Below are 11,186 nucleotides of genomic sequence, written 5' to 3'. Positions count from 1 at the left end.
GGGAACATGGATCAATTGGCATTGAAGGCTATCGAGCGCATCGCAGGGCAATCCCGTGCGCCTTACAACAGCATCACCGTGGACCGCCTGACACCCATCATCGGTGCAGAAGTCGGCGGCGTTGACCTGTCACAACCGCTGAGCGACGAACAACTCACAGAAGTGCGCCGGGCTTTTCTGGAGAATCATGTATTGGTCTTTCGCGACCAGCACCTGACCGTGGACCAGCACAAAGCTTTCGGCCGGTTGTTCGGTGAACTGCGGGCCTTACCGGTGGAAGACATCGATGGCGATGACCCGGAACTGGTGGTGATCCGCGCCAACGCGCAATCGCGGTTTGTCGCCGGGGAAACCTGGCACACCGACGGCACGGCGGACCTGGAACCGTCCATGGGTTCGATGTTGTACGTCAAGGAAACCCCGGCCATCGGCACCGGTGGCGATACCCTGTTCGCCAACATGCACCTGGCCGTGGAAATGCTGTCACCAACGATGCAGCAGTTCCTGGGTGGATTGACTGCGATCCATGACGGCGAGATTCCGTGGAAGGGCTTCCAGCCACCGGCCAATTTGCCCAAGACCGAACACCCGGTGGTGGTCCGTCACCCTGAAACCGGGCGCAAGACGCTGTTCGTCAATTCCGGGTTTACCTCGCACATCGTGCAGTTGTCCGGCGGCGAGAGCCAGATGCTGTTGAACATGCTGTTCGATCTGATCGCCCGAGAACCGATCCTCAGCTGCCGCGTACGCTGGGCGCCCAACACCCTGGTGTTCTGGGACAACCGCTGCACCCAGCATCACGCAGTCTGGGATTACTTCCCGCACTCGCGCTACGGCGAACGCGTGACGATCCTGGGCAAACAACCCAAGGCCTGAGCCCTCCACAGCATTCCCCTGTGGGAGCGGGCTTGCTCGCGAAAGCGGTGTGTCAGTCAATGATGATGTCGACTGACACACCGCATTCGCGAGCAAGCCCGCTCCCACAAAGGGCGGGTCTCAGGGCATGGAGGTTGCTGGCACCACCTCAGGCTGACTCACCCGCAACACCCGATACCCCAACAACCCAATCGGAATGCAAGCCAACGCCAACCCCCAGAACAACATCGCACCGCCAAAATGCGCAATCACCACCGCCCCCAGCAGCGGCGCCAGCGCCGAGCCAAACCCCGCCAGCATCGAAATCCCGATAAAACTGCCACGCATGCCCGGCGGCGCCAGGCGATCGATCAGGGTGCCGAACAGCGGCATCACAATGATTTCGGCGAAAGTGGCGAAGACCACCGCAAACAGCCAGCCAGCCCACCAGGCTCCGGTGTTCAACGCAATCAGGGCGTGCGCGACCATCAGGCAGCCCAGCGCCATCAGGTAGGCGGTCTTGTCGGCCAGGGCAATCAGCCAACTCATCAAAAACAAGTGCACCACCAGCACCACGGCGGCGTTGGTGAAGCTCATCATGGCGATGATGTGGTTGATGTCGTCGACGCTCAGTTGCAGCAGGTAAAAGGTCAGCGGCTCATCGATTTGCGCGTAGACCAGCACCAGGAAAAAGTTGGCGACGATAATCGACAGAAACAACTTGCTGCCGAGGATCGCGCGGAAAATCTCCCGGAGCGGTGGCGAGGCGGTTTTCGTCAGGTGCGGGTTACGCAAGCGCGCGCGGGCAGCGTTAATAATCGTCAGGGTCAGCACCGCATAGACGCACACGGCAATCGCAAACACGCCGTCGCTTTGATGGTTGGCAAACCACAGGCCAATCAGCGGACCGATGGCCGCCGCGCAATTGACCACGTAATAACGGATATGGAACAGGAACGTGCGCTGGGCATCATCGACCGCGGTGTCACTCAACAGCATGCGTAGCAGTGGCTCGAGAATGCTCTGGGACAGCGCCATGCCGATGATCGCCACGAAGTAACTGGTTTGCCCCGGCAGCAGGCCCATCAACAGGTAACAACTGGCGCACAACGCACAGCCGAACAGCATCAGGTTGCGCGAGTTGAAGCGATCGCCCAGCAGACCGCTGAGCGGCGACAAGGCAATCGAGATCAACGCGCCGAGGGCCAGTTGCGCGCCAATCTCGGTGATCGGCGTGCCGAAGCGTTTGTTCATCGCCACGGCAATGAACGGCCAGATCATAAATGAGGCGACGCGGGCGAGTCCGATCCCCAGTAACAGCCAGCGGGTCGGAGGGGGCAGGGCGCGTAACGAGGCGAGGGTGCCGGTGTCCGGGCGCTGACTCATCAAGTGAGCCGAAGCTGGTAGATCAAGTCGTCAAACCACTGATCACCAATCTGATAGGCCTGGGGCACGCGGCGTTCGAACACGAAACCGCATTTCTCCAGCACCTTGCACGAGGCGATATTCCCATCGGTGACGGTCGACTCCAGCGAGTCGAGGCCGATGGCCGCGGCGTAATCGATGATCGCGCGCCGGGACTCGGTGCCAAAACCCTTGCCTTGAAATTCCGGCAGCAGCAGCGTGCCAACCTCGGCGTGGCCCGGCGACAGAATCCGGAAACCGCTGACCCCCAGTTCCTGCTCGCTGGCCTTGTCGATCACCACCAGGCACAACCAATGCTCGGACTGCGGCGTCCACGCCGGGAGCCGGTGATCGAAGCCTTTGCGAATCTGTTCCTCGGCGATTTCGCCAAACACGAATTGCATGGTCTGGGGTTCGGAATGCAGTCTGAGAAACAGTGGCCAGTCGGATTCGACCATGGTCCGGAAATACAGCTGCTCGGTGTGTAACGCCAGCATCCAATGCTCCTTGCGTGATCGAAAAGGGACAGGCTTTTTTACGCGGCGCGCCTGCAAAGATCAATGCAAAGGTGAAAGAACCGCGAGGTGCTTTACCCTGCGTTGAACAGCGCGGTTTGCATCGCCTGTGGCGCTTGTCCGAAGGCCCGCAAAAACGCCTGGCGCATGCGTTCGCGGTCACCGAATCCGGTCGTCCTGGCGATGACTTCGATGGGATGGCGGCCGGTTTCCATCATGATTCGCGCGGCTTCGACTCGCAGGCTTTCGATGGCCTTGGCGGGTGTTTTTCCGGTTTCTTCCCTGAACAAGCGACTGAACTGGCGAGGGCTGAGCCGCGCCACGGCGGCGAGCGCTTCGACCGACAGATCATCCGTCAGATTCTCCCGCGCGTAGGCCATCGCCAACTGCACGCGATCAGACTTGGGGTCCAGTTCCAGCAGCGCAGACAGTTGGGATTGTTCGCTGCCACGACGCTGATAGATCACCAGTTTGCGCGAGATCCGCCGGGCCAGGTCGCTGCCCAAATCGTTCTCGACCATGGCCAGCGTCAAATCCAGCGCGGCGCTCATCCCCGCGCCTGTCCACACTTGGCCGTCCACCACGAACAGCTTGTTTTCCTCAAGACGAATGTCCGGGTAGCGCTTCTGGAAGGCCGGCGCGTGAAGCCAGTGGGTGGTGGCGCGTTTGCCGGCCAGCAAACCGGCTTCAGCCAGCACAAAGATGCCGGTGCACAACGACACCACCCGCCGCGATTGCGCGGAGGCGGCCCTGACGAATTCAAGCAGGCTGGTGTCCGGCAACTGGAACTCAAGGTAGCCGCTGACAATCAGCGTGTCATAACCCTCTGCGCGGATCGGCGTGGTGTTCACCGCAAAGCCCTGGGAGGACATGACGGCGCCGCCGGTTTCCGACACGAGATGAAATTCGTAGGCCGGTTCATCGTGCAGCAGGTTTGCACATTCGAAAACCGAACCTACGGACAGGCTCAGCGGTTGAAAGTTTGGATAAACCACCAATGCAACGCTGTGCATTCCATCTCTCCAGGGGGCGACAAGTCGGTGATTGTCGGGGTTGGTCCGGCAAACGGCAACTGACATCGTGACGGCCATGTCCGGAATCCTTGCGGATTTGACATTGTGCAACTTTTACCCGGCTCCTAACATTCAACTCAACGAGCTAGACGACTGGTCTACTCAGACAGTTGGATAGGAAGATGAACGTCAGTAAAAGTGTAAGGCAGCATATTCTTGATACCGCACAACTGATTGTGAGTCATAAAGGTTTTACTGCGGTGGGTTTGAATGAAGTACTTCAAGCCGCCGATGTTCCCAAAGGCTCGTTTTATCATTACTTCGGTTCCAAAGATGCGTTCGGTGTGGCGCTGCTGGATAACTATTTTGAAAGTTATTTGAACGAAGTACGGCAGATTTTTCAGGCGCCGAATACGTCGGAGCGCCAGAAGTTATTGCGGTACTGGCAGTGCTGGATCGACAACCAGACGCAGCAAACAGATGCCGGCAAGTGCCTGGCCGTCAAACTCGGGGCCGAGGTGGCGGATCTTTCCGAACCCATGCGGTTGGCCCTGGATCGCGGCACGTCGCAAGTCATCAGCGTGCTGGCTGGCGCGCTGGATCGCGGCATTAAAGATGGATCGTTGACGATTGATGAAGCTCCCGAGTGCATGGCGCTGCGCTTGTACGCGTTGTGGTTGGGGGCGAGTGTCATGGCAAAGATAACCCTTACAACCGTTGCATTCGATGAAGCCATGCTGATGACCCGAACGTTGTTGGGATGCGCTGAAAAAAACTGATACCCACACCCTACGAGGAAGCACACATGAAAGTATTAATGGTATTGACCTCCCACGATCAGCTGGGCAACACCGGCAAGAAAACCGGTTTCTGGCTCGAAGAATTCGCCGCGCCGTACTACGCCTTTACTGACGCAGGTGCTGAAGTGGTGCTGGCATCTCCAGCCGGCGGGCAGCCGCCGCTGGACCCAAAAAGTGATCAACCCGAGTTCCAGACCGAATACACCGCGCGCTTCAAGGCCGACCCGGCGGCGCAGCAGGCCTTGGCATCGACCGTGACCCTGGATTCGGTTTCGCAGGCTGATTTCGACACGGTGTTTTACCCAGGTGGTCACGGTCCGCTGTGGGATCTGGCGGAATCGAGCACTTCGATTGCGTTGATCGAGGCCTTTGAGCGCGCCGGCAAACCCATCGGCTTCGTGTGCCACGCCCCGGGCGCCCTGCGTCATGTCAAAGCCGCCAGCGGTGAACCGCTGATCAAGAACCGCCGCGTCACCGGTTTCACCAATTCGGAAGAGGCCGGTGTCGGGCTGACCGATGTGGTGCCGTTTCTCATCGAAGATGAATTCAAGGCACTCGGCGCTCGATATGAAAAGGGCAGTGACTGGGCGTCGTTTATTGTCGAAGACGGCCTGCTGGTCACCGGTCAGAACCCGGCAAGTTCCGAAGCTGTTGCAAAAGCGCTGCTCAAGTTGCTGGCGTGATTTAACTCGCTAGCACTTACCTTTCTAAAGTTTATAAGTCGCGTGCTGACGATTCGTTGGCACGTCGGCCAACTATTGCCTGAAAAGTTAATATTTTGGAGTTGATGTCATGAATAACGTGTTGCGTAGCATTGCGCCGGCCAATTTATTTGAAGGTCCCTATTATCTGAGCATCGCCGGCGAACTTGTCGAGACGAAAGATTCATTCGCAGTAATAAACCCCGCAACAGGACAAGTGCTGGCTAACGCGCCAGCGGCAACTTCCGAACAACTTGATCAAGCCGTGACGGCGGCCAAGTCTGCGTTCAAGCGCTGGTCGCTGCTCAGTTACGATGAACGCCAGAGCTACCTGAATGCCTATGCTGACGCACTGGAAGTTCACCGCGATGAACTGGCTCGTTTGCTGACTTTGGAGCAGGGTAAACCGCTCAAGAGTGGCGCCGAGCCGGAAGTCGACCAGTCGATTTCCTGGATTCGCCAGATTGCCGCCCGACGCATTCCGGTCGAAATTCTCGAAGACACCGACAGCCACATCGTAGAACTGCACCACACGCCGTTGGGTGTGGTCGGCGCTATCACACCGTGGAATTTCCCGGTGCTGCTGGCGCTGTGGAAAGTCGCCCCGGCGTTGCTCACCGGTAACACCATGGTGATCAAGCCGTCGCCGTTCACGCCGCTGACCACATTGCGCTTCGGGCAAATTGCGCAATCGATATTCCCGCCGGGCGTGCTGTCGATTGTCTCCGGCGGCAACGAGCTCGGGCCGCAAATGACGGCTCACTCGGACATCGCCAAAATCAGCTTCACCGGCTCGACGGAAACCGGCAAGCACGTGATTCGCTCGGCTGCCGGCACCGTCAAGCGCCTGACCCTGGAAATGGGCGGTAACGACGCCGCCATCGTCCTGCCCGATGCCGACTGGAAATCCGCCATCCCCCAGTTGTTCTGGGGCGCGATTGGCAACTCAGGCCAATGGTGCGTGGGCATCAAGCGCCTGTACATCCATCGGTCATTCCACGAAGGATTCGTCGCGGCATTCGTCGAGTACGCTCGCCGGCAGAAGCTCGGCGACGGCCTCGATCCGGACGTAACGATTGGTCCGATGCAAAACAAAATGCAGTTCGACAAAGTCCGCACCTTCCTCGACGACATCAAGGCCAACGGTCAGAAGATCGTGCTGGGCGGGGAGGTGGACGAGGGGCGGCCGGGTTACTTCATTCCCGTCACCGTGGTGGACAACCCGCCGGAGAACTCGAAAATCGTCCAGGAAGAACAGTTCGGTCCGATCGTGCCGATCATCGTGTATGACGAGGTGGACGATGTGATCGAACGCGCCAACGACAGCCCGTTCGGTTTGGGCGGCTCCGTGTGGGGACGCGATACCCGGCTGGCCGTGGCGGTGGCGAATCGTCTGGAAACCGGCATGGTGTGGGTCAACGAGATGCACACCCAAGGCGTGGACATCCCGTTCGGCGGTCACAAACAGTCCGGTGTGGGCACCGAAGGCGGGCATGAAGGTCGACTGCTGTTCACCAACCCTAAAACGCTGTTGATCAAGAAGTAAGTCGGCAGCCGTTCCCGGCGGCACAAATGAAAAATCCCGGAGACATTAACGTGTCCGGGATTTTTTCGTTGTTACGCCAAAATGAGGCGCCCACGGAGCCAGATTTACCCTTGGTGGGCCCAAACCCCGGTCGCTGCCGTACGCCGGACATAATCGCTGAAGTCCCGCGCCGGCCGACCCAATGCACGTTGCACGCCATCGGCCACAGGCGTGTTGCGGCCATCGAGCACGGTGGTGAACAGGTACAGCACCAGGTCGATCACGTCGGCGGGCAATTCTTCCTGTTCCAGCGCTCGGCGATAGTCGTCGGCCGGCACTGTGGCGAAATGAATATCGCGGCGTGTCTCGCGGGCGATTTCCTCGACGGCTTGGGCAAAGGTCAGCGCGCGTGGGCCGGTCAGTTCGTACAGTTGGTTGGAGTGCCCGGGTTGGGTCAGCGCCGCGACCGCGATTTCGGCGATGTCTTCGGCATCGATGAAGGGCTCGGCAATGTTGCCCACGGGTAGGAAGAATTCCCCTTGCAGGATCGGGTCGAGGAAGTGCGCCTCGCTGAAATTCTGGGCAAACCAACTGGCGCGCAGGATCGTCCAATCGACGCCGCTGTTCTGTACGACGCGCTCCGCTTGTTCGGCTTCGATCTCTCCACGCCCCGAAAGCAGCACCAGTTTGCGAACGCCGCTATCAACCGCTTGAGCGGTGAATGCCTGAATGGTTTCGAGCGCGCCCGGAACCGCGAGGTCGGGTTGAAACGCGATGTAGACCGCATGGATACCGTCCAGCGCAGCGGCCCAAGTGCTTCGATCGTCCCAGTCGAAAGCAGGATTTGCCCCGCGAGAGCCCAGGCGAACGGGCCGGCCGGCGGCTTCCAGTCGCTGCGCAATCCGCCGTCCGGTTTTGCCGGTGGCGCCGAGAATCAGGATGGTTTCTTGTTGGGTTTTCATCGATTCATCTCCCTCGGGTTAATGTGAGTGATACTCACGTTAAAAAGATGATAGACCCTCACGTTTTGCTGTCAATGGGCAGAATTACCGAGCCCGACGTACGGCCGATGCTAAAGTGAGCCTATGTCATGTTCACGATCGGGAGATTTACACCGGTGCCCAAGAAAATTATCGATGCCTCCGTAGCAGAACCCACGCGGCGCAATCCCACGCAGCAGCGCAGCCGCGACCGTCAGGAACGCATTCTCACCGTCGCGACGGAATTGATCGCGAGCAAGGGCAGCGACCAGGTCAAAATGAGTGAAATTGCCGAGCGCTCGGAGATTTCGATTGGCTCGCTGTACCAGTACTTTCCCGACAAAAGCTCGGTGATCCGCACGCTGGCCGAGCGCTACAACGCCGAAAGCCGCCGCTGTATCGAAGAGGCGCTGAGTGCAGTCCAGGATGCGCAAGGTCTTCAAACCGCCTATTCAGACCTGCTCGACGAGTATTACGAAATCGTCCTGGCGACCCCGGCGATGCGTGATATCTGGTCTGGCATGCAGGCCGATAAACAGCTGATGGATTTGGAGCTGCAGGAGAGTCGTATCGCCAGCGTGTTTTTGAGCGACGCGATGCTGCGGGTTTACCCGGACAGCGATGCGCGGCAGGTGCGCGAGTCCGCGTTTCTGATTTGGCACCTGGGGGAGGCGACGATGCGGCTGGCCATCTCCTGCACACCCGAGGAAGGACGGGGCTTGGTCGAAGCCTTCAAGCGTATGTCGTTGCGCGAAATCATGGCGCCGGTGGCCGAATCGAGTGAACCCGATCCAGCCGCCGAAGTAATCAATTAAGCCAAATCTTCAGCCTGGTGCCGCTCAGGCACTTGGCTCGCCTCATCGCCCCACGTGCGGTTGACCCGCTGGCCACGGATGACCGCCGGCCGTTTGGCGATGTCTTCCGCCCAGCGCTGTACGTGGGTGTATTCGTGGGCCGCCAGGAACTCTGCCGCCGAATACACGTTGTTTCGCACCAATTGGCCGTACCACGGCCAGACCGCGATATCCGCGATGGTATAGCTGTCGCCGGCCAGATAAGGGCTTTGCGCTAGTCGGCGATCAAGCACATCCAGCTGACGCTTGGCTTCCATGGTGAAACGGTTGATCGGGTACTCAAGCTTCTCCGGCGCGTACGCGTAGAAATGCCCGAAACCGCCGCCCAGGTAGGGCGCCGCGCCCATTTGCCAGAACAGCCAGTTCAAGGTTTCGGTGCGTCCTGCCAGATCGCTGGGGAGGAAGGCGCCGAACTTTTCCGCGAGGTACAGCAGGATCGAACCGGACTCGAAGACCCGGATGGCCGGCTCCACGCTGCGGTCCAGCAAGGCCGGGATTTTCGAGTTGGGGTTGATCCCGACAAAGCCGCTGGAGAACTGGTCACCCTCATTGATGCGGATCAACCAGGCGTCGTATTCGGCTTCGCGATGCCCGAGCGCCAGCAGCTCTTCAAGCAGGATCGTCACCTTCACGCCATTGGGCGTGGCCAGGGAATAAAGCTGCAACGGATGCTTGCCGACGGGTAATACCTTGTCGTGGGTCGGCCCTGCGGTCGGGCGGTTGATGCTGGCGAATTGTCCGCCGGACGGGGCGTTGTTTTTCCAGACCTGGGGAGGCACATAGGACGCTTTGCTCATGAGACAAACCTTATGGGTTGCTGACGGTGATCACGAGAACCGCGGATGGACAGTTCTCGCGGCGAACAGGCTTTTTTACTCGGCACGCCTGCAAAGATCAACGCAATGGCCGAAAGAACGCCCGGATATCCTCGGCCAGTAACTGCGGTTGTTCCATCGCGGCGAAGTGGCCACCCTTGGGCAAGGAGGTCCAGCGCTGCACGTTGAAACAGCGCTCGACCCAACTGCGCGGCGGCATCGGCAGTTCGGCGGGGAACAGCGCCACGGCGGTGGGTGGTTGCACCCGTTCCCCGGCGGCAAACGCCAGCGGACGGGCGCGACCTTCGACATACGGCCGCAACGACGAACCGATGCTGCCGGTAAACCAATAGACACTGATGTTGGTCAGCAACGTATCCAGCGCAACGGCTTGCTGCAGATCGCCGGAACAATCGGTCCACGCCTGGAATTTCTCGACGATCCATGCCGCCAATCCGGCCGGTGAGTCGTTGAGGCCGATCGCCAGGGACTGCGGTTTGGTGCCGTGGACTTTGGCGTAGGCGCCCTCGGCATCGGCAAAGACTGCGCCGCGATCGAGAAAGGCTTGTTCTTCGCCGGAGATCGGTGGGTGGTCGGGCCCCAGTGGCGGACGATAGGAACCGGGCACGTAGTTCAGATGAATCCCGCTGATCTGCTCGGGGAAACGCCGTCCCAGCCAGGTCGAGACCCCGGCGCCCAGATCGCCGCCCTGAGCGCCGAATCGTTCATAACCCAAACCGGCCATCAGCGTCGCCCACAATTCGGCCACTTCATATGGCCCGACCCCCTTATGCGTCGGCGCCGGAGAGAAGGCGTAACCCGGCAGCGATGGCACCACCACATGGAAGGCATCCGCCGCATCGCCGCCATGGCTGGCCGGGTCCGCGAGCAAGGGGATCAGGCGTTGCATTTCCACGAACGACCCCGGCCAGCCGTGGGTCAGGATCAATGGCAGCGGCGCCGGGCCAGTGCCGGGTTGATGAACGAAATGCACCGTTTGCTCGCCGATCCGGGCGAGGTATTGCGGCAATTGATTGAGTTGCGCTTCTTGGGCGCGCCAGTCAAAACCCTCGTCCCAGTGCCCGAGCAACGCCTGCAAAAACCCCAGGTCCGTGCCCTCGCTCCAGCCCTGGCCGTCGATGGCCTCCAGCCAACGGGTACGTCGCAGGCGGTCGTGCAGGTCAGCGATGGCGGCATCGGGGATGGCGATTTTGAAAGGCTGGAGTTGCATGGGCGTGCTCATTCCTGAAAGGAAATCAAGGTTGTCCGTAACTTACGCCAATTTGTGCGTGGTGATAATGGATAAACGTGAAAGCCCAGCATTCATTGATTGAAAACTTCAGTAAATAATTGCCCGCGTGGGTCGGTTTTACTTCTGGAGGTCGGTAGGTTTTTGACCCGTGTTGACTTCGATGTGCCGTGGGTACACCCTTGATGTACAACATTTATTTTCAAGAAATTGAGTTGGTTATCACAAAAAATGCCCAAGGTATAGTTTGAAATTTGACGGATGAATATACCTGAGGGTCGTCGATTTCTATGTTAGTTTTCGCAGCGATCCGGTCCGGAACCCTTGGTTTTGAGCGCTTATGAAGGCATGAAAGATTCAGGGCGGAGATGGCTGGGCAAGCTGCCAGGCCAGTGTCGCCAAGGCGCCTATCTTACAATTGGTAATAACTAGGTGTGATGATCAGTACTTCGCGCGTGACAGGTAAATGAGCTAA

Annotated in this window: 11 protein-coding genes; 5 read left to right on the top strand and 6 right to left on the bottom strand. The window is 59.2% G+C overall.

Translation table 11 applies throughout. The features are described from left to right. The first annotated feature begins 6 nt into the window (after window positions 1-6). On the top strand, window positions 7-876 hold the full coding sequence (locus ACIQY3_RS09625; protein WP_403018886.1) for a TauD/TfdA dioxygenase family protein: 870 nt from the start codon (window positions 7-9) through the stop codon (window positions 874-876). A gap of 120 nt (window positions 877-996) precedes the next feature. Here the strand turns inward: ACIQY3_RS09625 and ACIQY3_RS09620 are convergent, their stop codons facing one another. The 3 genes from ACIQY3_RS09620 to ACIQY3_RS09610 form a co-directional block, all read right to left on the bottom strand. Further along, complete coding sequence (locus ACIQY3_RS09620; RefSeq protein WP_403018884.1) at window positions 997-2,241, bottom strand: MFS transporter; 1,245 nt, start codon at window positions 2,239-2,241, stop codon at window positions 997-999. After that, on the bottom strand, window positions 2,241-2,756 hold the full coding sequence (locus tag ACIQY3_RS09615; protein WP_403018883.1) for a GNAT family N-acetyltransferase: 516 nt from the start codon (window positions 2,754-2,756) through the stop codon (window positions 2,241-2,243). The genes ACIQY3_RS09620 and ACIQY3_RS09615 overlap by 1 nt, the downstream gene beginning before the upstream one ends. Window positions 2,757-2,848: 92 nt before the next feature. Beyond that, the gene (locus ACIQY3_RS09610; RefSeq protein ID WP_403018882.1) at window positions 2,849-3,787 is read right to left on the bottom strand and encodes a GlxA family transcriptional regulator; all 939 of its coding nucleotides are present in this window, start codon (window positions 3,785-3,787) and stop codon (window positions 2,849-2,851) included. Between the two features lie 182 nt (window positions 3,788-3,969). On the opposite strand from ACIQY3_RS09610, the gene ACIQY3_RS09605 reads away from it, so the two are divergent. The 3 genes from ACIQY3_RS09605 to ACIQY3_RS09595 all read left to right on the top strand — a co-directional run bounded on the left by ACIQY3_RS09605 (window position 3,970) and on the right by ACIQY3_RS09595 (window position 6,834). After that, entirely contained in the window at window positions 3,970-4,566 is a 597-nt protein-coding gene (locus tag ACIQY3_RS09605; RefSeq protein ID WP_403018881.1) for a TetR/AcrR family transcriptional regulator, read from the top strand. 26 nt (window positions 4,567-4,592) lie between these two features. Next, the gene (locus ACIQY3_RS09600; protein ID WP_403018879.1) at window positions 4,593-5,270 is read left to right on the top strand and encodes a type 1 glutamine amidotransferase domain-containing protein; all 678 of its coding nucleotides are present in this window, start codon (window positions 4,593-4,595) and stop codon (window positions 5,268-5,270) included. A gap of 109 nt (window positions 5,271-5,379) precedes the next feature. Beyond that, window positions 5,380-6,834, top strand: coding sequence for an aldehyde dehydrogenase family protein (locus ACIQY3_RS09595; RefSeq protein ID WP_403018877.1), 1,455 nt, complete (start codon window positions 5,380-5,382; stop codon window positions 6,832-6,834). A gap of 104 nt (window positions 6,835-6,938) precedes the next feature. Here ACIQY3_RS09595 and ACIQY3_RS09590 read toward each other — a convergent pair whose 3' ends face one another. Continuing rightward, a complete protein-coding gene (locus ACIQY3_RS09590; protein WP_403018876.1) occupies window positions 6,939-7,775 on the bottom strand; it encodes an NAD(P)H-binding protein in 837 nt (278 codons plus the stop codon). Window positions 7,776-7,903: 128 nt separating this feature from the next. On the opposite strand from ACIQY3_RS09590, the gene ACIQY3_RS09585 reads away from it, so the two are divergent. Further along, entirely contained in the window at window positions 7,904-8,608 is a 705-nt protein-coding gene (locus ACIQY3_RS09585; RefSeq protein ID WP_403018874.1) for a TetR family transcriptional regulator, read from the top strand. Here ACIQY3_RS09585 and yghU read toward each other — a convergent pair. Beyond that, complete coding sequence (gene yghU / locus ACIQY3_RS09580) at window positions 8,605-9,444, bottom strand: glutathione-dependent disulfide-bond oxidoreductase (protein ID WP_403018872.1); 840 nt, start codon at window positions 9,442-9,444, stop codon at window positions 8,605-8,607. The two genes, ACIQY3_RS09585 and yghU, sit on opposite strands and share 4 nt — an antisense overlap. A 97-nt stretch (window positions 9,445-9,541) precedes the next feature. Then, window positions 9,542-10,693: an epoxide hydrolase family protein gene (locus ACIQY3_RS09575; RefSeq protein WP_403018871.1), complete on the bottom strand. Its 1,152-nt coding sequence runs from the start codon at window positions 10,691-10,693 to the stop codon at window positions 9,542-9,544. Between the last annotated feature and the right edge of the window lie 493 nt (window positions 10,694-11,186).

Origin of the sequence: Pseudomonas sp. NPDC096950 (genome assembly GCF_044762525.1) — a bacterium.
GTDB lineage: Bacteria > Pseudomonadota > Gammaproteobacteria > Pseudomonadales > Pseudomonadaceae > Aquipseudomonas.
The sequence above is the reverse complement of the archived record's forward strand: the minus strand, read 5'-3'. Positions and strand labels throughout refer to the sequence as shown.

Bases quoted from the DNA above. Each gene is read 5' to 3' on its own strand.
- ACIQY3_RS09625 (WP_403018886.1), top strand. From the start codon at position 7: ATGGATCAATTGGCATTGAAGGCTATCGAGCGCATCGCAGGGCAATCC.
- ACIQY3_RS09620 (WP_403018884.1), bottom strand. From the start codon at position 2,241: ATGAGTCAGCGCCCGGACACCGGCACCCTCGCCTCGTTACGCGCCCTG.
- ACIQY3_RS09615 (WP_403018883.1), bottom strand. From the start codon at position 2,756: ATGCTGGCGTTACACACCGAGCAGCTGTATTTCCGGACCATGGTCGAA.
- ACIQY3_RS09610 (WP_403018882.1), bottom strand. From the start codon at position 3,787: ATGCACAGCGTTGCATTGGTGGTTTATCCAAACTTTCAACCGCTGAGC.
- ACIQY3_RS09605 (WP_403018881.1), top strand. From the start codon at position 3,970: ATGAACGTCAGTAAAAGTGTAAGGCAGCATATTCTTGATACCGCACAA.
- ACIQY3_RS09600 (WP_403018879.1), top strand. From the start codon at position 4,593: ATGAAAGTATTAATGGTATTGACCTCCCACGATCAGCTGGGCAACACC.
- ACIQY3_RS09595 (WP_403018877.1), top strand. From the start codon at position 5,380: ATGAATAACGTGTTGCGTAGCATTGCGCCGGCCAATTTATTTGAAGGT.
- ACIQY3_RS09590 (WP_403018876.1), bottom strand. From the start codon at position 7,775: ATGAAAACCCAACAAGAAACCATCCTGATTCTCGGCGCCACCGGCAAA.
- ACIQY3_RS09585 (WP_403018874.1), top strand. From the start codon at position 7,904: ATGTTCACGATCGGGAGATTTACACCGGTGCCCAAGAAAATTATCGAT.
- yghU (WP_403018872.1), bottom strand. From the start codon at position 9,444: ATGAGCAAAGCGTCCTATGTGCCTCCCCAGGTCTGGAAAAACAACGCC.
- ACIQY3_RS09575 (WP_403018871.1), bottom strand. From the start codon at position 10,693: ATGCAACTCCAGCCTTTCAAAATCGCCATCCCCGATGCCGCCATCGCT.